The organism is Citrobacter sp. MGH100 (genome assembly GCF_001034465.1).
Lineage (GTDB): Bacteria > Pseudomonadota > Gammaproteobacteria > Enterobacterales > Enterobacteriaceae > Citrobacter > Citrobacter youngae.
The window spans coordinates 411,434-434,111 of the sequence record NZ_KQ089801.1; the positions used below are offsets into that span (position 1 = coordinate 411,434).

Annotated in this window: 23 protein-coding genes; 3 read left to right on the plus strand and 20 right to left on the minus strand. The window is 52.7% G+C overall.

The genetic code is table 11. The features are described 5' to 3' along the window. The first annotated feature begins 34 nt into the window (after positions 1-34). Positions 35-790: an HTH-type transcriptional regulator UlaR gene (gene ulaR / locus SK32_RS13575; protein WP_048212880.1), complete on the plus strand. Its 756-nt coding sequence runs from the start codon at positions 35-37 to the stop codon at positions 788-790. On the opposite strand, the gene yjfP is transcribed toward ulaR, so the two are convergent. Next, positions 787-1,536, minus strand: a complete 750-nt coding sequence (gene yjfP, locus SK32_RS13580; protein ID WP_048212881.1) for an esterase — start codon at positions 1,534-1,536, stop codon at positions 787-789. The genes ulaR and yjfP overlap by 4 nt on opposite strands. A gap of 181 nt (positions 1,537-1,717) precedes the next feature. Between yjfP and bsmA the strand changes: the two genes are divergently transcribed. Then, the gene (bsmA, locus tag SK32_RS13585; RefSeq protein WP_040232967.1) at positions 1,718-2,047 is read left to right on the plus strand and encodes a biofilm peroxide resistance protein BsmA; all 330 of its coding nucleotides are present in this window, start codon (positions 1,718-1,720) and stop codon (positions 2,045-2,047) included. A 147-nt stretch (positions 2,048-2,194) separates the two neighbouring features. Next, positions 2,195-2,470, plus strand: a complete 276-nt coding sequence (gene yjfN, locus SK32_RS13590) for a DUF1471 family protease activator YjfN (protein WP_082193776.1) — start codon at positions 2,195-2,197, stop codon at positions 2,468-2,470. An 85-nt stretch (positions 2,471-2,555) separates the two neighbouring features. Here the strand turns inward: yjfN and SK32_RS13595 are convergent, their stop codons facing one another. From SK32_RS13595 to amiB, 19 genes are all read right to left on the minus strand, one after another. After that, complete coding sequence (locus SK32_RS13595; protein WP_048212883.1) at positions 2,556-4,178, minus strand: isovaleryl-CoA dehydrogenase; 1,623 nt, start codon at positions 4,176-4,178, stop codon at positions 2,556-2,558. An 84-nt stretch (positions 4,179-4,262) separates the two neighbouring features. Then, positions 4,263-5,429 (minus strand): glutathionylspermidine synthase family protein, encoded by a 1,167-nt coding sequence (locus tag SK32_RS13600; RefSeq protein WP_048212884.1) that lies wholly within the window; start codon positions 5,427-5,429, stop codon positions 4,263-4,265. Between the two features lie 2 nt (positions 5,430-5,431). Further along, a complete protein-coding gene (locus tag SK32_RS13605; RefSeq protein WP_048212885.1) occupies positions 5,432-6,073 on the minus strand; it encodes a DUF1190 domain-containing protein in 642 nt (213 codons plus the stop codon). 9 nt (positions 6,074-6,082) lie between these two features. Beyond that, the gene (locus tag SK32_RS13610) at positions 6,083-6,481 is read right to left on the minus strand and encodes a DUF350 domain-containing protein (protein WP_048212886.1); all 399 of its coding nucleotides are present in this window, start codon (positions 6,479-6,481) and stop codon (positions 6,083-6,085) included. A gap of 19 nt (positions 6,482-6,500) precedes the next feature. Continuing rightward, positions 6,501-7,160 carry a YjfK family protein gene (locus SK32_RS13615; protein ID WP_048212887.1) on the minus strand — a complete coding sequence of 220 codons (660 nt, stop codon included), beginning with the start codon at positions 7,158-7,160 and terminating at the stop codon, positions 6,501-6,503. A gap of 57 nt (positions 7,161-7,217) precedes the next feature. Next, entirely contained in the window at positions 7,218-7,916 is a 699-nt protein-coding gene (locus tag SK32_RS13620; protein WP_048212888.1) for a PspA/IM30 family protein, read from the minus strand. A 15-nt stretch (positions 7,917-7,931) separates the two neighbouring features. Continuing rightward, a complete protein-coding gene (locus SK32_RS13625; protein ID WP_048212889.1) occupies positions 7,932-8,336 on the minus strand; it encodes a YjfI family protein in 405 nt (134 codons plus the stop codon). 115 nt (positions 8,337-8,451) lie between these two features. After that, positions 8,452-9,183: a 23S rRNA (guanosine(2251)-2'-O)-methyltransferase RlmB gene (rlmB, locus tag SK32_RS13630; protein ID WP_003830482.1), complete on the minus strand. Its 732-nt coding sequence runs from the start codon at positions 9,181-9,183 to the stop codon at positions 8,452-8,454. A gap of 70 nt (positions 9,184-9,253) precedes the next feature. Continuing rightward, the gene (gene rnr, locus SK32_RS13635) at positions 9,254-11,716 is read right to left on the minus strand and encodes a ribonuclease R (protein ID WP_048212890.1); all 2,463 of its coding nucleotides are present in this window, start codon (positions 11,714-11,716) and stop codon (positions 9,254-9,256) included. A gap of 156 nt (positions 11,717-11,872) precedes the next feature. Beyond that, positions 11,873-12,298 carry a nitric oxide-sensing transcriptional repressor NsrR gene (gene nsrR, locus SK32_RS13640; protein ID WP_005134424.1) on the minus strand — a complete coding sequence of 142 codons (426 nt, stop codon included), beginning with the start codon at positions 12,296-12,298 and terminating at the stop codon, positions 11,873-11,875. A 216-nt stretch (positions 12,299-12,514) separates the two neighbouring features. Beyond that, positions 12,515-13,813, minus strand: coding sequence for an adenylosuccinate synthase (purA, locus tag SK32_RS13645; RefSeq protein ID WP_048212891.1), 1,299 nt, complete (start codon positions 13,811-13,813; stop codon positions 12,515-12,517). 102 nt (positions 13,814-13,915) lie between these two features. Next, a complete protein-coding gene (locus SK32_RS13650; protein ID WP_005122170.1) occupies positions 13,916-14,113 on the minus strand; it encodes a DUF2065 domain-containing protein in 198 nt (65 codons plus the stop codon). Between the two features lie 82 nt (positions 14,114-14,195). Continuing rightward, positions 14,196-15,200: a protease modulator HflC gene (hflC, locus tag SK32_RS13655; protein ID WP_005122169.1), complete on the minus strand. Its 1,005-nt coding sequence runs from the start codon at positions 15,198-15,200 to the stop codon at positions 14,196-14,198. Between the two features lie 2 nt (positions 15,201-15,202). After that, a complete protein-coding gene (hflK, locus tag SK32_RS13660; protein WP_048212892.1) occupies positions 15,203-16,456 on the minus strand; it encodes an FtsH protease activity modulator HflK in 1,254 nt (417 codons plus the stop codon). A 189-nt stretch (positions 16,457-16,645) separates the two neighbouring features. Beyond that, positions 16,646-17,926, minus strand: coding sequence for a ribosome rescue GTPase HflX (hflX, locus tag SK32_RS13665; protein ID WP_048212893.1), 1,281 nt, complete (start codon positions 17,924-17,926; stop codon positions 16,646-16,648). A 74-nt stretch (positions 17,927-18,000) separates the two neighbouring features. Further along, positions 18,001-18,309, minus strand: coding sequence for an RNA chaperone Hfq (gene hfq, locus SK32_RS13670; protein WP_003025584.1), 309 nt, complete (start codon positions 18,307-18,309; stop codon positions 18,001-18,003). Positions 18,310-18,519: 210 nt separating this feature from the next. Continuing rightward, positions 18,520-19,470: a tRNA (adenosine(37)-N6)-dimethylallyltransferase MiaA gene (miaA, locus tag SK32_RS13675; RefSeq protein WP_048212894.1), complete on the minus strand. Its 951-nt coding sequence runs from the start codon at positions 19,468-19,470 to the stop codon at positions 18,520-18,522. Next, positions 19,463-21,331: a DNA mismatch repair endonuclease MutL gene (mutL, locus tag SK32_RS13680; RefSeq protein ID WP_048212895.1), complete on the minus strand. Its 1,869-nt coding sequence runs from the start codon at positions 21,329-21,331 to the stop codon at positions 19,463-19,465. Before mutL ends, miaA begins: the two co-directional genes overlap by 8 nt. Positions 21,332-21,340: 9 nt before the next feature. Beyond that, positions 21,341-22,669, minus strand: a complete 1,329-nt coding sequence (amiB, locus tag SK32_RS13685; RefSeq protein ID WP_048212896.1) for an N-acetylmuramoyl-L-alanine amidase AmiB — start codon at positions 22,667-22,669, stop codon at positions 21,341-21,343. Positions 22,670-22,678: the final 9 nt, after the last annotated feature.

Sequence of the window (22,678 nt, forward strand, 5' to 3'; positions counted from 1 at the left end):
CATCTTTTCAAATCAATTTGTATCGGAATAGCTCATGACTGAAGCACAAAGACATCAAATATTGCTGGATATGCTGGCGCAGTTGGGCTTTGTTACCGTTGAGAACGTAATTGAGCGTCTGGGGATTTCACCCGCAACGGCGCGTAGGGACATCAACAAACTCGACGAAAGCGGCAAACTCAAGAAAGTCCGCAACGGCGCAGAAGCCATTACCCAGCAGCGTCCACGCTGGACGCCAATGAATTTACACCAGGCGCAGAACCACGATGAAAAAGTGCGTATTGCCAAGGCGGCATCCCAGCTTGTGAATACGGGAGAAAGCGTGGTGATCAACTGCGGATCGACCGCTTTCCTGCTGGGTCGTGAAATGTGCGGCAAGCCGGTGCAGATCATCACCAACTATCTGCCGCTGGCAAACTATCTGATCGACCAGGAGCATGACAGCGTGATCATCATGGGCGGGCAATACAACAAAAGCCAATCCATCACGCTTAGCCCGCAAGGCAGTGAAAATAGCCTGTATGCCGGACACTGGATGTTTACCAGCGGTAAAGGATTGACTGCGGACGGACTGTATAAAACCGATATGCTGACCGCGATGGCCGAGCAGAAGATGCTTAACGTGGTGGGCAAACTGGTGGTGCTGGTCGATAGCAGTAAGGTCGGTGAACGTGCGGGAATGCTGTTCAGTCGCGCCGATCAAATCGATACGCTGATTACCGGTAAAAACGCGAACCCTGAGATTCTGCAACAGCTTGAAGCTCAGGGCGTGAACATTTTGCGGGTTTAGAGGTGCTGGCGGAAAAATGCTACCGTCGCAGCCAGCGCTTCTGGCGTGATGCGGTGTCGGACACCCACTTCCCACAGGCAGGTCAGATGGTTATCCAGACCTGCCTGAATTAACGCCTGCTGCAAACGAAAAGTTTCCACAGCCGGAACCACATCGTCCTCCTGTCCATGCCACAGCAGCAACGGTCTGTCGGCCAGACGTTGCAGTTGATGCGTAACATCCCATTCGGCGAGCGGTGCAATAACGGCATCGAACTCCGCCTGCTGCTCTGGCGTCTGGACATGTAAAGGGGGAAAAAGCGTCTGCGCAAGCCGGGTAAAATAGCCCGACCCCATCAGGCTGGCTACACATTTAACCTCGGGGTGGCGGGCCATAATGCCCAACGCCGTCATTCCTCCCATTGACGCCCCCGCAACGGCAAGTCGTTCATCTGATAGCCAATTTTCTGCCACCAGAGCCGCACGTAACGTCGTAAACTCCTGCATGTTTTGCTGCAATATATGCCAGAAACGAAACATTCGCTCCTGAGCATTACCGTTAAAGCGGGCGCCATGTTCGGGCGCATCTGGCATGACGACGCGAAATCCGGCCTGAGCCAGCGCAACAGCAAAATAACTGTAGACCAGACTTGAAGATGTAAACCCGTGATAAAAGAGAATACAAGGGAGTGAACATTCGCGTTTGCCAGCCGGAACGGCGTGCAGGACAGGGATACCCGCCAACTGTCGTGTTTCAATTTCGATCATTTGTCGCCTCTTTCTTTCTGGTATGCCATGCAGCAATACTTAACGCAAGCGAATGTGTTCGGCAATGATTCATAATGTTGAGAACTGGGTTACGCTTTCGCAACATTTTCATTCGAAAATCGCGTGAGAGATAACAATTCGGGAACATTCCCCTAAAGGGAATTTAATAAGGCACTACACTATGGCTATCAGGAAACGAGATAGAGTTATGCGTCGGTTTGCCTCTTTGTTGCTGGTGACGTTTTTAAGCGCCTGTAGCGTGTTACAGGGTACACCACAACCTGCACCGCCCGTAGCCGACCACCCGCAAGAGATCCGCCGCGACCAAAGCAACGGGTTGCAGCGAATAGGGACAGTCAATGCGCTGGTAAGGGGCTCTCCAGATGATGCGCTGGCAGAGATCCGTGCCAAAGCCGTCGCGGCTAAAGCTGATTATTACGTTGTCTTATTAGTTGATGAGACTATCGTGACAGGCCAATGGTATTCACAAGCTATTTTGTATCGTAAATAACATTGGCTTGAAATTTAGTCAGCTTTACATTGCTTTGCGCCCCTATGCGTTTACCTGTGCACAATAAACCAACAGCAGGGAGCTTGAGGTTTATTATCGCGATGGAATGCCCTGCCATGTGTAGGGGTACGAATAATGGAGCTGACGATGAAACAATCACTTGCCTTATCCTCACTGCTGTTTTCTGCCGGACTGGTAGGTACAACGGCGCAGTCTGCCGAGTTCGCCAGTGCTGACTGCGTTACGGGCCTGAACGAAATTGGCCTGATCTCTGTCAGTAACATTGCAGGGAATCCGCAGGATGTAGAACGTGTAATCGCGTTAAAAGCGGATGAACAAGGTGCCTCATGGTATCGGATCATTCAGATGTACGAAGAACAGCAGCCAGATAACTGGCGCGTACAGGCCATACTTTATGCATAACAGATTGCCGGATGGCGTAAACGTATCCTGCCTGTATTGAACGTAGACAGGATACGACGCGACAGCATCGCCATCTGGCATAGTATTACCGTATTCCTCCCGTCGCCCGCAGCAGCAAATCACCCTGCACCTGTGCAGAAAACTGTGTTACACCACGCGTATCCAGCATCATCTGACACCAGGCTTGCGCGACTGGCGGAGAGGCATAACGCAACATCTGCGCCCCGCAGCCGAGCAGGAACAATTGCTGCGTAATCTCCCGTCCCAACTCCTCGCTGGGTTTACGTAAATGCTGCTGCAGCTTGCGCACCATTCGATCGTAATGCCGATCTTGTCCCTTTACCTCCGCAAAGGCTTCGCTGAGCATATCGTAGATGCCGGGTTGTTTTGTCAGTACCCGCAATACATCAAGGCACATAATGTTGCCGGAGCCTTCCCAGATACTGTTTACCGGCATCTCACGGTACAGGCGCGGTAGCTCGCTCTCCTCGCAGTAGCCAATCCCGCCCAGCACTTCCATCGCCTCGGCAACGAACGGCATGCCATTTTTGCAGATGGCAAATTTCGCTGCGGGTGTGAATAATCTGGCCCACAGCGCTTCTTTCGTATCGGTACGACGATCCCAGGCTCGCGCCAGCCGAAACAGTAGCGCGGTCTGCCCTTCCAGTTGCAACGCCATTCGGCTTAGTACCTGACGCATCATCGGTTGTTCGATCAAAGGTTTACCAAATACCTGCCGCTGATGCGCATGGTAAATCGCCACGGAAAAAGCACGTCGCATCATGCCGTGGCTGCCGAGCGCGCAGTCAAAACGCGTCATCCCGCCCATTTTCAGGATATGGCGGATACCTTCCCCTTCTTCACCCAATAGCCAGCCGATCGCATCGTGGAATTCAACCTCGCAGCTGGCGTTGGAGCGGTTGCCTAACTTATCTTTCAGTCGTTCAAGGCAAATCGCATTCCGGCTCCCATCGGGTAAAAATCGCGGTACAAAAAAACAGGATAAACCGCCCTTTGCCTGGGCCAGCACCAAATGGGCATCGCTTTGCGGCACGGAGAAAAACCACTTATGTCCCACCAGCCGATACGCGCCGTCTGCAAGACGTTCTGCCTGAGTGGTATTGCTCAGCACATCTGACCCCCCCTGCTTCTCCGTCATCCCCATACCGATCAGCAACCCACGCTTTTGCCCTCCGGGCAGTAAATGCGAGTCATAACGGTCGCTTAGCAGCGGCGTCAACCAGTCGTGAAATTGTGCAGGTAACATTTGGAGCAACAGCGGCGTGGCGGCAAACGTCATGGTCACCGGACACAACGTGCCTGCTTCAACCTGCGCATGCAGCATGAAACGCGCCGCCCGGGCAACAAATGTTCCCTGCCTCGCGTCTTCTTCCCAGGCCAGATTATGTACGCGGTTGGCGCACAATCCCTGCATCAGCAAATGCCAGGCAGGATGAAAACGCACATCATCCAGCCGCTGCCCCTGTGGGTCGTAGCGCAATAGTTCAGGTGGAAAAGCATTGGCCAGACGACCCAGTTCGAGCGACTCGGCAGTCCCTAGCTGCTGACCAATACTGGCGAGAAGATCGCTATCCCAGCCAGCGCCTTCACGGATAACCGCTTCGCACAGCGCGCCGTCGGACAAATATAAGTTACTATTATTGAGCGGTACAGGTTGGTTAAAAACGGTATGCGTTTGCCAGTGCATTGTGTCTCCCTCCGTCAATGGCCGTCGCCTTAAGTATGGTCAGAACCCCATGATTGGCGACGGAGGGAGATCACAAAAGTACGGTTAGCCCGCAATATAGTGAGGAATAAAACGAGAAGTATCTTTAGTGATCAACGTATTATCTTCGCGGATCCCCATACCACACGCTTCATCATCCACGATCCAGCTGCCGATCAGCGTGTAGCTGTCACCAAAGCGCGGTAACGGCTGAAATGCCTGATAGATCATCGGTTCTTCCGCGTAATCACCCTCAGCATGCTCCACTATCTGCTGCTGACCATCAAAAATGGTGACGTTCCCCCCCTCTCGAGAAAATATCGGTTTGCGTACATAGCTTTCACCAACCGCAATTTGTGGCGTTTCACCGTCAAACCAGGCAGGCAGCAGGTTGGGATGGTTGGGAAATAAACGCCACAGCAAAGGCATTAGCCCTTTATTGCTGAGCACACTCTTCCACAACGGCTCAACCCACTGTTCGCGGCGATGGCGCAGCAACGGACCGTTGTCATCACGCATCATCCACTCCAGGGGATAGAGCTTAAAGGCGCGACGAATGACGTTATCGTCAAGGTCAGTGAGAACGCCGCCAACGCCAAGCCCCAGATCCTCAACGTAAATAAATCGCGATTCTTGCCCGGCCTGCTGTGCGCAATCCTGTAAATACAGCACCGTGGTACGGTCTTCATCGGTATCTTCACAGCAGCAGAAATAGAAGGGCTCCGGGCTATAAAGTTCGGCAAAACGGGAAATAAGCCGCTCCTGAATAGCATTGTACTGGTCGGCGTCGCGAGGGATCACCCCCTTGCGACGCGCATCTTCCAGCCATAACCACTGGAAATACGCTGACTCATAGAGCGACGTTGGCGTATCCGCGTTGTACTCCAGCAGCTTGACCGGCGAGTTATTTCCGCACCAGACAAAATCCATACGGCCGTACAGAGAGGGATCGCGATTGCGCCAGCTTTCGGCAATAACGTCCCAGTACAGCGGCGGGATCGCCAGTTGCTGCATAATCTGTTCGTCGTTAACTGCTCGTTCGACGACATCCAGACACATCTGGTGCAGTTCCGCAGTAGGTTTTTCGATCTGCTCTTCCACTTGTCTGAGCGTAAAGCGGTAAGCCCGACTCTCATCCCAGTAGATTTCGTTATCGATAATATGAAAATCGAAACCGTGATCGTAAGCGATCCTGTCCAAATCTTGCCGAACAGGAACATCATGTCGCAGCATCGTTAACCTCCCCAGTGCCCACGCGCGCTGGACGAACGTCCGTAGCCACCGCGTGAAACCGTCGAAACTTTCTTTGTCGTATAGCTATGGCTGGTCGCGGTATCATTTTTTCCACTACCGGAACGCCAGCTGTAATCCCCAGAAGTCGTGCGCCAGACCGGGCGCGAAGCATAAGAAGAACCGCCGCTGCTGTAGACATACTGTTCGTCGCGATTTTTACGAATGACGCGACTGAGTAAAAAACCGGTGAATACCGGCACCCAGCTTTGATCGGTGCTGTCGAGATAGCAGTCGCCAAACTGGGTCTGACAGCTTTGCTTACTCATCTGCTTTGGCAGGTTGGAGTAGAACTCTGTTTTCGCATTGTTCCAGCCATCAGCACAAACGGTGGCGCTATTGCCATCATCAATACATTCACTCACCGCGGAGTAAAAGGTACCGTCGCCATCGTTATCGGTATTGCCGTCGTCTGCACATCCTTTAAGAACAAAAAATGCCGCTCCGCCCATAATGGCCAACGTCAGGTACTTTCCGCTGTAACGACTGCGTTTTTTGGCAAAAGGATCTATCGGGCGCCCGATTCGCGTGATGGCAGAATGCCCTGGCGCCCTGTTTTTGTTTCCTGATTTACGTTTTCTTGCCATGATCGTCCATTACCATGTCATGCAGGCGGCGTTAAAAATGCCACCCGCCAGCGCAGCGGTCCCCATAAATAATCCCGCTGCAGTATTATGATTAATAATTTTTTCACTCAGTGTCGGCATATATAAACGCACGCCACCGTAAACGATAAGTTGTATCACCAGCGCGATACCGCCCCAGGAAAAATAATCCGGAATGCTGACGGCGTTAATTGCCGCGCTGGATAACGGAATAACGTAGCCAAGCAACGTACCGCTAAAGGCCAGTGACGCTGCTGTATTATTATTTTTAATCAGTTGCCATTCGTTGTGCGGCGTGATTTTTGAGTAGATAAAAAGAAAAACGATCACCATGGCTGCGCCAATAAAAAAATAGGCGCAAAAAGCCAGTAATGAATCCAGTATGTGCATTGTGTAACCTTCCCTGAAATTAACCAATTACATTAAGTGATGTTAATGGAATATCCACACCCAGCGCCCGCGAGAATACCCACTCAGGCTCTCCCAGCTCATTAAACGACTCTTCACCGTTCAACAGCAGGTATTCCCATGTATCCTCTGTAACCTGGCGCTGATAACCCATGGTAAAATTATGTACATCCCATGTGGCATGCTGATGATTTTCCACTTTTTCCAGCATATAAACCGGCTCAATGTTCCCCGGCTCTTCCTCGTTAAAAAAGCGCAGCCAGCGCTCTTCCTGCCAAGAGAGCGTTGGCGTACCTATCGCGGATGGGCTAATGGCAGACTGCCAGTTTTTTTTCTGCGAAATCCCGTAGCTTTCTGCATAAACAAAAAATTTGATATCGTCGATATCATCAATGTCTGAGCCGCCCGTGGTATTGATTTGCAGAAACTCTTCTCCAGACGTGTAGTAGCGAAAAATCTGGCTTCCGCCGCCTAAATCGATGTGGCTAATCGCGGCGACGGTGTACTCTTCGCCGGGCAATTCGATCAATAAAGCCTCTTCTAACAGGCGAAACGCCAATGTATTGAGCGTAAACCCGGCATTCAGATGTAACCCCAACGGCCCGCGAACTGGCGCAGCAACATCCGCTTTACCAAATAAGCGCTGGAAAAAACTCATCATTATTTTCCTTTAATGACCTGCCAGCCTTCTTTCGAGGCTGGCGCATTTCACCGACGTTTACTCGCCTTGCTGGCGCTGCAGTCGTGCCAAAACATCCTGAGCCGAACTTTTATTGGCTGACCCAATGCCGGCTTCGGCCAGCTTCTCGTCCAGGTCACGCCCATCCGCAACCTTTTCCAGCTGCGCAGCGGCATCCAGACGGGCCTGACGCTCTGCCTGGCGCGTTTGTAAACGCTTGAGCGACTCTGCGGCTGTAGACACGCTGGAAGACGCGCCCACGGTCGACGTGGTCACGGCCTGCTGGGCGCGCTGCATCGCTTCTGTAGCCTTTACCACCTCCAGCTGCTGCTCGAACTGTGCAATCCGTTGCGCGGTAGCACTAACCGCTTTTTCAACGCCATCACGAGAGGTTTCAAGGTTAGTAAGCACTTGCTCTTCAGCGGTAATGACATTCTCCAGACGGGCAATTTCTTCTGCAACCTCGTTAATCAGAGACGGGTTAGCGTTTTTACTCAGAGCTTCCAGCGCTCGCGTTTCCAGACTACTTTTGCGTGCCTGCAGATCGCTCAACTTGTCATGACTCAGCTTCACGCGCGCCAGCAGGTCAACCCGCGATTTTCCGGCTTTATCCAGTTCACCCTTCGCATCACGAATATGTTGTTCCAGCATCCGCACACCCTGCGCTTCTTCAATTGACTCTTCCGCCTGAGAAAGTACGGACTTGCCGAGGGTAAACAGGCTTTTTAAAATTCCCATAAATAGCGTTCCTTGTTATTCGTGAGTGTATTCTTCAGTGATTTCAGCCAAATCCAGCGCGTTATCCGCAAGCGTCGTCATCTCCAGGACCACATCATCCAACGATGAGTTCAGGGAAAGCGCCCCAAATGCGACGTAATATTCATCATGCTGAACGCGTGAAATCCCCACGGAAGACAGAGGAAGGAGTTTCTGATTACGCAATAAGAAAACATTAAACTCATCTTGCTGATGAATACTACTGACAGGACAAATAATGGTTTCAATAATAATCTGGCTGGATGTAAATAAAACACTGAGCGGCAAATCGCCATAATCATTCATTTTAATAATTAATGATCGCTCATTATTTTCAATATCTATATTTAATTCATGAAGAGTTTGTAGTGCTTCAGCAAGCACCTGCGGATTCCATGCCATATATTTCCCATATATTAGTCAATTATAAATAAATATCGTTTTTCACCTTTAATCATACGCGTATAAGATAAAAAAAAGCCATCCTAATCAGGATGGCTTTTTCCGAAAAATAAGCTTAGCCGCGTTGACGAACAGCTTCAAACAGGCAAATTCCCGTCGCAACCGAAACGTTCAGCGACGAAACGCTCCCGGCCATTGGGATGCTGATCAGTTCATCACAGTGTTCACGGGTCAGACGGCGCATACCTTCGCCCTCTGCACCCATTACCAGCGCCAGACGTCCGGTCATTTTGCTCTGATACAACGTATGGTCAGCTTCGCCTGCGGTACCAACGATCCAGATGTTCTCTTCCTGCAACATACGCATGGTGCGCGCCAGGTTGGTCACGCGGATCAGCGGTACGCTTTCTGCCGCGCCACAGGCGACTTTTTTCGCCGTCGCATTCAGCTGCGCAGAACGATCCTTCGGTACGATAACCGCATGCACGCCGGCAGCATCGGCGCTACGCAAACATGCGCCCAGGTTATGTGGATCAGTGACGCCATCGAGGATCAAAAAGAACGGCTGATCGAGTGTAGCAATCAGATCCGGCAGATCGTTTTCCTGGTACTGACGACCCGGTTTCACGCGAGCAATAATTCCCTGATGTACCGCACCCTCGCTTTTCTCATCCAGGAACTGGCGGTTAGCCAACTGGATGACAACACCCTGTGCTTCCAGTGCGTGGATCAGCGGCAGCAGGCGTTTATCTTCACGACCTTTGAGAATAAAGACGTCCTGGAAGCGCTCCGGCGCACGTTCCAGCAAAGCCTGCACCGCATGGATGCCGTAAATCATTTCACTCATGAATGTACTCGTTAATAGTTTATGCGTAACGCGGGCAACGCGGGGTTGCCCGACTTACTGTTTGTGGCGGTTATTGTGCGACGCTCTTTTTCGCCGCACGTTTAGCTTTGGTGGCGGCAGCGATTTTAAGCGTTTTTGCCGATGGCTTTTTCGCTTTTTTGTCGCCTTTCTTCTCAGCCGCTTTCTTATCCGCCTGAGGTTTGGCTCTGCCTTTCTTCTCGCCGCGGAAAGCGCTGTCCGGCTCGAAATTCACCTTTTTGCCCATCTGACGACGTTTACCGGTATTTTTACCCGCATCGCCTTTTTTCGCTTTTTCGCGCGCGGTTTTACCTTCATTGCGCGGCGCACGTTCGCTGGAGATCAAACTGAAGTCGATTTTACGCTCGTCCATATTGACAGCTTCCACACGGACTTCCACCCGATCGCCCAGGCGATACATTTGACCGCTGGATTCCCCCGTCAGGCGCTGCCCAACCTGGTCGAAACGATAGTAGTCGTTATCCAGGGAGGAGACATGCACCAGACCATCGATAAACAGCTCATCAAGGCGGACAAAGAAGCCAAAACCCGTCACGCTGGCAATCACGCCTTTAAAGACATTACCCACCTGATCCAGCATGAAGTCGCACTTCAGCCAGTCAGAGACATCGCGCGTGGCTTCGTCAGCACGGCGCTCTGCCATTGAACAGTGTTGACCCAGTTGCAGCATCTCTTCCATCGAATAATGGTAGCCACCGGTTTCCGTGGTGTTGCCTTTATGGCCCTGCTCCTGCGCCAGCAGATACTTAATTGCCCGGTGCAAGGAGAGATCCGGGTAACGACGAATCGGCGAGGTAAAGTGCGCATAAGATTGCAGCGCCAGGCCAAAGTGCCCACGGTTTTCCGGATCGTAAATCGCTTGCTTCATCGAACGCAGCAGCATGGTTTGCAGCATTTCTGCGTCAGGTCGGTCAGCAATCGACTCCAGCAGTTCCGCGTAATCACGTGGCTCCGGTTTGTTGCCGCCAGGCAGCTCCAGTCCCAGCTCCGCCAGCACGGAACGGAACGAGTTAATCGCTTCGGTCGTCGGCTTATCGTGAATACGGAACAGTGCGGGTTCTTTGGCTTTCTCAACGAATCGCGCCGCTGAGATGTTCGCCATGATCATGCACTCTTCAATCAGTTTGTGCGCGTCATTACGTTGCGTCTGCTCGATACGCTCAATACGGCGTTCAGCATTGAAGATAAACTTCGCTTCTTCACTTTCAAACGAGATACCACCACGCTCTTCACGCGCTTTATCCAGCACTTTGTAGAGGTTGTGCAGCTCTTCAATGTGTTTAACCAACGGCGCGTACTGCTCACGCAGTTCCTGGTCGCCCTGCAGCATGTGCCAGACCTTGGTGTAAGTCAGACGAGCATGGGAACTCATGACCGCTTCGTAGAATTTAAAGCCGGTTAAACGGCCTTTCGACGAAATGGTCATTTCGCAGACCATACACAACCTGTCCACCTGCGGGTTGAGCGAACACAATCCGTTAGACAGCACTTCCGGCAGCATCGGAACAACCTGCGATGGGAAGTAGACGGATGTGCCGCGGCTGCGGGCTTCCTGGTCCAGCGGAGTCGGCGGGCGAACGTAATAGCTTACGTCAGCAATCGCCACCCATAAACGCCAGCCGCCGCCACGTTTCTTCTCGCAATAAACCGCATCGTCGAAGTCACGCGCATCTTCGCCGTCAATAGTGACCAGAGGGAGATCGCGCAGATCGACACGTCCTATTTTCGCCTCTTCCGGCACTTCTTCTTTCAGTCCGGCGACCTGTTTCTCTACTGCCTGCGGCCAGATGTATGGGATTTCATGAGTACGCAGGGCCATATCAACGGCCATGCTGGTTCCCATGTTGTCACCCAGCACTTCAACAATTTTACCCACCGCTTTGGTGCGGCGAGTCGGACGCTGGGTCAGTTCAACGACGACCACAAAGCCCATACGAGCCCCCATCACCTCTTCCGGCGGGATCAGGATATCGAAACTCAGACGGCTGTCGTCAGGGACAACAAACCCAACGCCAGCATCGGTAAAGTAGCGACCGACAATTTGGCTGGTTTTTGGCACCAGGACGCGCACAATACGCGCTTCGCGACGACCTTTACGGTCCGCGCCCAGCGGCTGTGCCAGTACCTGATCGCCATGAATGCAGGTTTTCATCTGCTCGCTGGACAGGTACAGGTCATCTTTGCGGCCTTCAACGCGCAGAAAGCCGTAGCCATCACGGTGGCCAATAACGGTGCCTTTCAGCAGGTCAAGACGTTCTGGCAGCGCATAGCACTGACGGCGGGTGAAGACCAGTTGCCCGTCACGCTCCATGGCGCGCAGGCGGCGACGCAGCGCTTCTTGCTGCTCTTCACCTTCAATGTTAAGTTCAGCGGCCAGCTCATCGCGGTTGGCCGGTTTTTCACGTTTAGTTAAATGTTCGAGGATAAATTCCCGGCTCGGGATAGGATTCGCGTATTTTTCTGCTTCGCGTTCCTGGAAAGGATCTTGTGACATCGAGGTTCCTCCATTGTCAGCTCTGATGGAATTCCTTCGTCTTTCACGACGCCTCTTTGTTGGCTGCCTTTGCTCCCCCTCAGTCACTTACTTTTGTAAGCTCCCGGGAGTCGCTCAGTTGCCGCCGCAATGCGACGCGAAATACTTTGGACTTCATTACTCCACCAGCAATAATTTATAAAGCGGTTGATTTTCTTCAACCAAATCAGCAAGTGTGTAGTTGTCCAGTTCCGTGAGAAAACTTTGCACTGCCTTAGAAAGCGCCTGTTTGAGTCGACAGGCTGGGGTAATGTGGCAAAACTCGCTGCTACAATTGACCAACGATAGCGGTTCCAGCTCGCGAACCACATCACCAATACCAATAGCTTTAGCCGGTTTGCCCAAGCGGATACCGCCATTTTTTCCACGAATAGCAGTAACAAAGCCCGCCCGGCTAAGTTGATTGATTATTTTGACCATATGATTACGGGACACGCCGTAGACTTCTGTCACCTCAGAAATACTGGTCATACGTCCTTCGGGAAGTGACGCCATGTAGATTAGCGCACGTAATCCGTAATCGGTGAAACTTGTTAACTGCACATCAACCTCAGGAAAAGGGATAAAACGGATAAACCTGGTGGTATTAATTATATTGATGATAAACCAGCCACCAGCCAGGTCGCTAATTTATTTCAGTTCAGGAAGGAAAAAAGCGAGGAACTTACGTGATTTTAAGCCGAATGCTGCTGCAAAGCACTCCATCCGGCCTAAGATAGTGCAAGCGCAGCGCCATTCGACGCCACGCTATAACCAGAATTATGCGTCGAACGGGTCGCGCAGGATCATGGTTTCAGTACGGTCTGGGCCAGTTGAGATAATATCAATCGGCACACCGGTCAGTTCTTCAATACGCTTGATGTAGTTCAGTGCTGCCTGCGGCAGACCGCTACGGTCCTTCACGCCGAAGGTAGATTCAGACCAGCCCGGCATGGTTTCGTAAATCGGCTCAATACCTTTCCAGTCGTCAGCTGCCAGCGGAGTCGTCGTGACTTCACGACCATCCGGCATACGGTAAGCGACACAGATTTTCACCTCTTTCAAACCGTCCAGTACGTCCAGTTTGGTCAGGCAGAAGCCAGACAGGGAGTTAATCTGTACTGCGCGACGCACAGCAACGGAGTCCAGCCAACCGGTGCGACGACGACGACCGGTGGTCGCGCCATACTCGTTACCTTGTTTGCACAGGAACTCGCCAACGTCATCAAACAGCTCAGTCGGGAACGGACCCGCACCGACACGTGTAGAGTAAGCTTTGATGATACCCAGAACGTAGTCCACATAACGCGGACCCAGGCCGGAGCCGGTTGCCACGCCACCTGCGGTGGTGTTGGAAGACGTTACGTACGGATAGGTACCGTGGTCAATATCCAGCAGCGTACCCTGCGCACCTTCGAACATGACGAAATCGCCACGCTTACGCGCCTGGTCCAGCAGATCGGAAACATCAACAACCATAGATGTCAGGATGTCGGCAATTGCCATCACGTCATCCAGCACTTTCTGGTAGTCAACTGCTTCAACTTTATAGAAATTCACCAGCTGGAAGTTGTGATATTCCATCACTTCTTTCAGTTTTTCAGCGAAAGTTGCTTTATCAAACAGATCGCCAACGCGCAGACCGCGACGAGCCACTTTATCTTCATAAGCCGGGCCGATACCACGACCGGTGGTGCCGATCGCTTTCTCACCGCGCGCTTTCTCACGAGCGTTATCCAACGCAACATGATAATCAAGGATCAGCGGACACGCTTCAGACAGCAGCAGGCGCTCACGAACCGGGATACCACGATCTTCCAGCCCTTTCATCTCTTTCATCAGCGCAGACGGAGACAGTACAACACCGTTACCGATGATGCTGGTTACATTCTCGCGAAGAATACCTGATGGAATAAGATGGAGGACGGTTTTTTCACCGTTGATTACGAGAGTATGGCCTGCGTTGTGACCGCCCTGGTAGCGCACAACATATTTAGCCCGTTCAGTCAGAAGATCGACGATCTTCCCTTTACCTTCGTCACCCCATTGGGTGCCCAGTACGACGACGTTGTTACCCATTTTTCAAAATCACCGTTTGCTTAAAAATGGATTCTACCACCGCTTTTTCAGATATACAGCACTTTTTGCATCCAAAATCCTGCAAATTAGTCTACTTATTGTTCAGCCAATCGTTTTCCTCAACATGTAGTAGACCACTACGCCCGCAACCACAAGACCTCCACCAAAACGACGTAAAATATTTTCAGGAAGTTGTGCCATCGCCGAGATCATTTTCTTCCAGGCGCGGGGATACAGCATAGGGCCCAGGCCTTCCAGCACCAAAACCAGCGCAAGCGCCAGCAAAATTGTTGAATTCATCCGTCGTCCTTATATAAAAAGAAAACCACCGCATCCCTGGGGATGCCGGTGGTTTTGCTGGTCTAAAACCGCTGGAGCTATTTTAGCGTGTTGCGCTATTCGGCGTCTTCATGTAACGGAAGAAATCGCTGTCCGGGCTCATGACCATCACATCCTGGTTTCCTTCGAAACTCTTCTCGTAAGCGCGCAGGCTACGGATGAAGGCGTAGAAGTCAGGATCCTGGCTGAACGCATCGGCAAACAATTTAGCGGCTTCTGCATCACCTTCACCGCGCATGATGCGGCCCTGGCGCTCAGATTCTGCCAGCGTTTTAGTGACTTCATAGTCCGCTGTTGCACGCAGTTTTTCCGCTTCTTCCTGACCTTGTGAACGATGGCGACGCGCTACCGCTTCACGCTCAGCGCGCATACGGTTGTAAATAGCCTCGGACACTTCAGCTGGCAGGTTGATTTGCTTGATACGCACATCGACCACTTCGATACCCAGTGCCGCCATACTGTTCGGGTTGATGACCGGTACTTTACCGTTCGTTTCAGCCTGAACACGTTCAGCCGCTTCGGCTATCGCACTATCCGCCGCCGGCGTCGCGACTTCATCTTCCGTGCCAGCAGAACCGGAGTTCAGCGCGTCACGGACTTCCAGGGTCAGACGACCGCGGGAATCGGTAACGATGTCTTTCACGTCCAGACGACCAATTTCAGAACGCAGACGGTCAGAGAACTTACGTTTCAACAGCACTTCTGCCTGAGAAACATCGCCACCGCCCGTTGCCAGGTAGTAGCGGCTAAAGTCACTGATACGCCACTTAATGTAGGAGTCAACGATCAGGTCTTTCTTCTCTTTGGTGACAAAGCGATCGGCCTGGTTGTCCATGGTCTGAATACGCGCATCCAGCATCTTCACGGATTCAATAAACGGAATCTTGAAGTGCAGGCCTGGTGCAACGACCAGCGGCTTGTTGTCATCGTCACGCAGAACTTTACCAAAGCGCAGTGTAATACCGCGCTCGCCTTCTTTGACCACAAAGACAGACATGAACAGAACTACCAGAACGATGATGATAATCGCAATAACTGACTTACGCATCGTTATTCCCCCTGACGCTGGTAGTCGTTACGCTGCGCGTTCGCGCGGCGTTGGTCCATAATATCGCCCTGACTGGTGGACGAGGTGTTGCTTGCCCCAGTGCTGGAAGACGTTACCGGTGGCAGACGCAGCAGATTTGAACTGCTGTCGCTCTTCGCTGCTGGCGCATTACCACCTTTCAGCATCTGATCCAACGGCAGAACCATCAGATTGCTGCCCTTATCGTTAACCAGTACTTTACGGGTATGGCTCAGCACTTTTTCCATGGTTTCGATATACAGACGCTCGCGAGTAATCTGCGGTGCGGCTTTATATTCCGGCAGAATTTTTGCGAAACGAGCCACTTCACCCTGTGCTTCCAGGATGGTCTGGGTCTTATACGCACGCGCTTCTTCCAGAATACGCTGCGCCTGACCGTTTGCACGTGGCTGAACTTCGTTGGTATACGCTTCTGCTTCACGGATGTACTGCTGCTCGTTTTCACGCGCTGCGATAGCATCATCAAACGCCGCTTTTACCTCTTCCGGTGGACGTGCAGCCTGGAAGTTGACGTCCAGCAGGGTGATACCCATGTTGTATGGACGAATGGTTTCTTCCAGTTCACGCTGGGTATCGCTACGAATAACGGTGCGCCCTTCAGTCAGGATACGATCCATGGTGTATTTACCGATGACCCCACGCAGGGCGCTGTCGGTTGCCTGACGCAGACTGTCATCCGCGCTGGTTACGCTAAACAGGTAACGCTGCGGATCGGTCACACGGTACTGCACGTTCATTTCAACGCGCACGACGTTTTCGTCTGATGTCAGCATCACGCCGGATGCGGCGAGTTCACGCACAGCTTCCACGTTGACCGGGGTCACTTCGTCGATAAAGGTCGGTTTCCAGTTCAGACCCGGCTCAACCAGATGGCTGAATTTACCGAAGCGTGTCACCACGCCACGTTCCGCTTCTTTAATGGTGTAGAAACCGCTGGCCGCCCAGATAATGACGATAGCTGCCGCTGCGATAGTAAAGACTCGGCCGCCCAGTTGCGGACGCGGGCCTTGTGATGAACTACCACCACCAGAACCCGTACCTTTACCGCCACCCAAACCACCGAGTTTTTTACTCAGTTTGCGGAAGATATCATCCAGATCGGGAGGTCCCTGATCGCGACCACCTTTGTTTCCATTTCCCTCTGGGTTGCCGCCAGGTTTGCTGCTTCCCCAGGGGTCGCGGTCTTGTCCGTTATTACCGGGCTGATTCCACGCCATGTTTGTGCTCCATATTTGTTATGCGATGCTATACCTGCGTTTTTTGCGCTGCAGATGCGTTGGCTACATCTTTCAACCCCAGTCACATAGTTGACTATGCACCTGGAGATTTCAGGACTTGCCGCCTTTCTGCCGCATAAAATCCACGAGGAATAGAGGCGAAAAAATCTTCAGGCCATATCCGTCAGGTCAGACAACATAGTCTTCCAGTGCCGGTTCTTGTTTACAGAGGCGACGCCAGTCTACGATCGGCATACGAACCTGCAGACCTACGCTGCCGTCCTCCTCCATCCACTCTTTCTCTATTGCCTGAAGTTGGTAAAACCGGCTTCTCAGTCGCCCTTCCTGCGGCGGCAAACGCAACGTATGTTGCGCAACCTCACCGGAAAGTCGCTCTGTCAAAGCCTGAAAAAGTTGTGGTATACCAATCCCCGTTTGCGCTGATACCCAAACGCGAATGGGTTTATTCTCTTCATCTCTGTCGATACGCGGTTCAAAATCATCCAGCATATCGATTTTATTCATCACCAGCAGGGTCGGGATCTCATGTGCATCGATCTCTTCGAGCACCGCGTCGACGGCCTCGATGTTTTCCTGCACACGAAAATCTGCTGCATCAATGACGTGCAGCAGCAAGGTCGCCTGACGAGTCTCCTGCAAAGTGGCCTTAAACGCCGCCACCAGGTCGTGCGGTAAATGACGGATAAACCCTACGGTATCCGCCAGCACGGTTTCACCGACATCCGCTACGTCTATTCGACGCAGCGTCGGATCCAGGGTCGCAAACAACTGATCCGCTGCGTAGACCCGGGCTTCGGTTATCTGGTTGAACAGGGTGGATTTTCCGGCGTTGGTATATCCCACCAGTGATACAGTTGGGACATCCGCTTTCTTGCGCGACTGCCGCCCCTGCTCACGTTGCTTTTCAACTTTTTCCAGGCGCGACTGTATTTGCAAAATGCGGTTACGCAGCAAACGACGGTCGGTTTCGAGCTGGGTTTCACCCGGACCACGCAAACCAATCCCGCCCTTTTGCCTTTCAAGGTGAGTCCAGCCACGGACCAGACGCGTAGCCATATGGCGCAACTGCGCCAGCTCAACCTGCAACTTACCCTCATGGGTCCGCGCACGCTGGGCAAAAATATCTAAAATAAGACCAGTCCTGTCGATAACAAGACACTGGCACAACTGTTCCAGGTTACGTTCCTGGGCAGGGCTTAGAGCATGATCAAAAATCACCACCGCAGCGCCAGTCGCTTTTACGGCTTCGGCAATTTCGATTGCCTTACCTTCACCAACAAAATACTTCGGGTGCGGTGCTTTACGGCTCCCGGTAATCACCTGCATTGCTTCGACACCGGCGGAAGAAACCAGAGATTCAAACTCCTGGAGGTCTTCCATATCTTTGTCTTGCGAAAAATAGATGTGTACCAGTACCGCCTGCTCACCGGCATCATAACGGTCAAACAAGCGTCAACCCCTTAATATATATCAACGGGGAACGCAGGATCGCTGGCTCCCCGTGTGTAAAACAGCTAACAACCTTATTCGGTTTCTTCGCTGTCCTGTTGCGCAGATGAACCTTGCGCGTTGCTACCGTGATGGTAGTTGCTGCCAGTGCCGCCGGTGGCATTATTGCTGTGATGAGAAACCGGGCGAGACGGGACAACAGTAGAAATCGCGTGCTTATAAACCATCTGGCTGACCGTGTTTTTCAACAGGATCACGAACTGATCAAAAGACTCGATTTGACCTTGCAGCTTAATACCATTCACCAAATAAATAGAAACTGGAACACGTTCCCGACGCAGTGCGTTCAGGAACGGATCTTGTAAAGATTGCCCCTTAGCCATTCTCTCTTTTCCTTATATGCTTATTTGTACTTAATACGCTTCATCCTTCAGGTTGCCTCTACGTTAGCGACGTTCGTTCCCCCCTGTCACTTACTTCAGTAAGCTCCTGGGGATTCACTCTCTTGCTGCCTTGATGCAACTTGAATGACTTTGCGTATTGAACCTTATGGTTCTGAAAAATTGCGCACGATACGTTTCAATTGTACACATTCAGTTCGCGATAGCACCAACAACCTGTAATACTTCGTTTCGCGCCTGGTCAGGCTTTTCACTGTCAAGCCAGTGCACCCCTTCCCAACCACGCAACCAGGTTATCTGCCGCTTCGCTAACTGCCTCGTGGCGCAAACACCTCTATAAACCATTTCATCGTATGAAATTTCACCTTCAATGTATGACCACATCTGGCGATACCCTACACAACGAATGGAAGGCAAATCCGTATGCAAATCTCCACGGGCAAAAAGCGCCCGGACTTCTGCTTCAAAACCTGAAGCTAACATCTGATGAAAACGCTGCTCAATTCGCTGATGGAGCAGTTCACGGCTCGCCGGGGCGATTGCAAACTGATGCACCTGATACGGCAAAGCATCTCCTGACGTTTGCGTCAGCTCCGTTAAAGTTTTACCCGAAATGAAAAAAACTTCCAGTGCCCGGGAAAGTCTTTGCGGATCATTTGGATGAATCCGCGCTGCAGCCACCGGATCGATGTCCTGAAGCTGTCGGTGTAACGCGTCCCAACCCTGCTCTGCCGCCTGCTGCTCAATTCTGGCCCTGACTTCCGGGTCCGCCGACGGTAACGGCGACAGCCCTTCAAGCAAGGCTTTGAAATATAACATTGTGCCACCCACCAGCAACGGGATACGCCCCGCGGCGGTGATGTCGGCCATCTCAGCTAACGCATCGCGACGAAAATCCGCAGCAGAATACGCTTGCGCCGGATCGCGAATATCCAGCAATCGGTGTGGTGCGGCCTTCAATTCATCAGCATCAGGCTTCGCGGTGCCGATATCCATCCCCTTGTAAATAAGGGCGGAATCAACGCTTATCAACTCTACGGGCAAAACTTTACGCAATTCAATTGCTAATGCTGTTTTACCGGAGGCCGTTGGCCCCATCAAAAAAATCGCCTTTGGCAGGCTCGCCTTACGGGTATCACTCATGTTTCAGGGCATTCATTACCGAATGTAAATCAACAGGTTGTAACAGACCACCCGGCGGTGCCTTCACGAGTTGTGGGCAGAGCCGCTCAACATCCGCTAACAGCGTAATCGCCTGGGCCATGCTCCACTGCGGATGCTCGCTCATCAGGTTACGTGCAATCCACTGCGCAATGTTGCCCGCTTCGAATACGGTTTGCTGCGCCAGGTAGCCTATCAGTTCAGGAATCAAGATTTGTAAATTTTGTTGGCGTAAGGGTAAAGGCACCGCCCGGATGGTCACATGCTGCGCATCCAGCTGAAATTCAATCCCCAAATCGGCCAGTTGGCTCTGCCCTTTTTGCAACGCTGCTTTTTCGTCAGCGGTGACTTTTAGACGTAACGGGATCAGCAATGGCTGAGCGCAAACAGGGGCCTGGCCGGGCGTAAGCTGCGCCTGCCGCAACCACCGTTCCGCAACAGGTAACGCCAGCAGCCGAATCTGGCTATCGCTTTCCAGTAATGCACAGTCGGTCCCTACGATAGTCAGCACCCTTCCAAACCCTTGACTGTTACCGGTAAGAGGTGCTGCCGGCGTTTCAGTGACCGGTGGTTTGTGCATTGGAGCCGGTGTCTGCAGCAGGCGCTGATAAATTTCGCCCTGCTGCTTTTGATATCCAGGCTGGGCATGCGGCCAGCTCGCTGCCTGACGGCCTGCGCCACTACTGCTGCTTCCAGCGCCAGTGGAAGCAGAGTAACGCGGTGTCGCTGGTTCGCGCGCGGGAGTCGGTTCGGCAAAATGGTTACGTCCGGCGGCGACACGGCTTTCCGGAATGTGCCTTGGGGCAGGCTCATTGTCGTCAGCCAACGGCAGCGATGTTTCAAGCTGCTGTTGCAGGACGCTCAACACGCCCTGGTAAATAAAATCGTGCACCAGGCGGGATTGATGAAAACGGACCTCATGTTTGGCAGGATGTACGTTAACATCCACCTGATGCGGGTCGATTTCCAGATACAGCACAAAAGCGGGTTGTTGATCGGCTCCCAGCTTATCTTCACAGGCCTGGCGGATAGCATGGTTGATCAGCCGGTCGCGCATCATCCGGCCATTCACATAGCAGTACTGGATTTCCGCCAGCGCTGCCGTTATGTGGTTCGGATCGGCCACCCAGCCGCGCAGGGTTAAATCGCCATGCTGCCATTCAATCGCCAGCGCATGTTCCAGAAACGGCGTGCCGCAAATCGCGCCCAGTCGGCGCTCTTTTTGTCCATCCGCCGCTACGGCACGATACTGGCGCACCATTTTGCCGTTGTGTGACAAATTAATTGTCACATCGAAACGCGCCAACGCAATGCGGCGAATAATCTCGTCGATATGATTAAACTCGGTTTTCTCCGTGCGCATAAACTTGCGTCGGGCTGGCGTGTTGTAAAACAGATCCAGCACTTCCAGCGTAGTACCCACCGGATGCGCGGCAGGTTTAACCGTCACATCCATGTCGCGCCCTTCAGCATAGGCTTGCCAGGCCTCAGGCTGCTCTTGTGTCCGCGACGTCAGGGTTAAACGAGAGACGGAGCTGATACTGGCCAGCGCTTCGCCGCGAAATCCGAGGCTCACGATGGCCTCGAGATCGTCAAGCGAGGCAATTTTACTGGTGGCATGACGCGCCAGCGCCAACGCCAGCTCGTCTTTTTTAATCCCGCAGCCGTTGTCACGAATACGGATAAGCTTCGCACCACCGCGCTCTATATCAATATCAATGCGCGTCGCACCAGCATCAATGCTGTTTTCCACCAGCTCTTTCACCACTGACGCAGGCCGTTCTACCACCTCGCCTGCGGCAATCTGGTTCGCCAGCTGTGGCGGTAGAACCTGAATCGGCATGGCTAATCCTTAATTTGTTAACGTGCTGCCAGGCGATACAGCACTGGCGGTTTGCGCCTGTGCGCCCTGCGGCCCGGTTTGCATCGGGTGCGCCTGGAAATAGTTACGCAATCCTTTGTAAATCGCCTCGGCCAGCTGCTGCTGATAATCATCACTCGCCAACAGACGCTCTTCGCTGTTGTTACTGATAAAGCCGGTCTCAACCAGCACTGACGGGATATCAGGCGAACGTAATACCCCCAGACTGGCGTGTTCAGGACGACGCTTATGCATCGAGCCAATACGTTCTAACTGGCCGATCATGCTGGTCGCCACATCATACCCGACACGTTGCGAATGGCCGAACTGCAGGTCCAGCACGGCCTGGCTGAGATAAGGATCGGACTGGCTGTTTGCCAGCACATCGCCCGCGCCGCCCAACAGCTCTGATTGCTTCTCGTGCTGTTCCAGCCAGCCGGCCATCTCACTGTTCGCCCGACGGTTTGACAGAACCCAGACGGAAGCGCCGGTGGCATCCCGGTTTGGCGCGGCATCCGCATGAATAGAGACCAGGAAATTGGCGTTTTGTTTACGCGCGACGTCTGAACGCCCCATCACCGAGATAAAGTAATCACCATCACGAGTGAGGACGCCTTTAAACATCGGGTCATCATTGAGCAAGCTGCGCAGTTTGCGCGCCACGGCAATCGTGACGTTTTTCTCACGCGTGCCGCCAGGGCCAATCGCGCCAGGATCCTGCCCGCCGTGTCCGGCATCAATGGCAATAACCACTTTATCACCGTTGCCAGTGCTGGCGCGCGCCGCAGGTCGTGTGGAGGTATTACTGTTAGTAACGATCGTCGTGCGATCATTTTCCGCTTTAAACGGGTTACGCGCAGGCTCGGCAGGACGAGGGGCGACAACCGGCGCTTCAACACGCTTCGCAACCACTGGCGGTGGTGGCGGCGGCGGCGCATCCGCTTTGATGGTAAACACAACGGTATAATTGCCACCGTTCTGACGTTTAACGGCTTCGGCTTTGCCGTTCTCGGTTAAATCCACCACCAGGCGCAGAGACTGCGCATCTTTTGGCGTGCCGGAACGGATAGATTTCACCAGATTATTGCCGCTAAACAGCAGCGGTAATCCCTGAATGACACCGGTTTGTTTAATATCCAACGAGACGGTGCGTTTCCCGTCCTGAGTCACGGCGTATTCAGGATCGCCAATAAAGCTCAGCGTAATCCGCGCCTGTTGATCGCCATTGGAAACCTGAAGATCGGAGAGGCTGGCGGCCCCTGCCTGCGCGCACAGCAGGACCAGGGTTGCCATCAGCCAGTTTCTGATGCGATAAATCATCCCGCCACC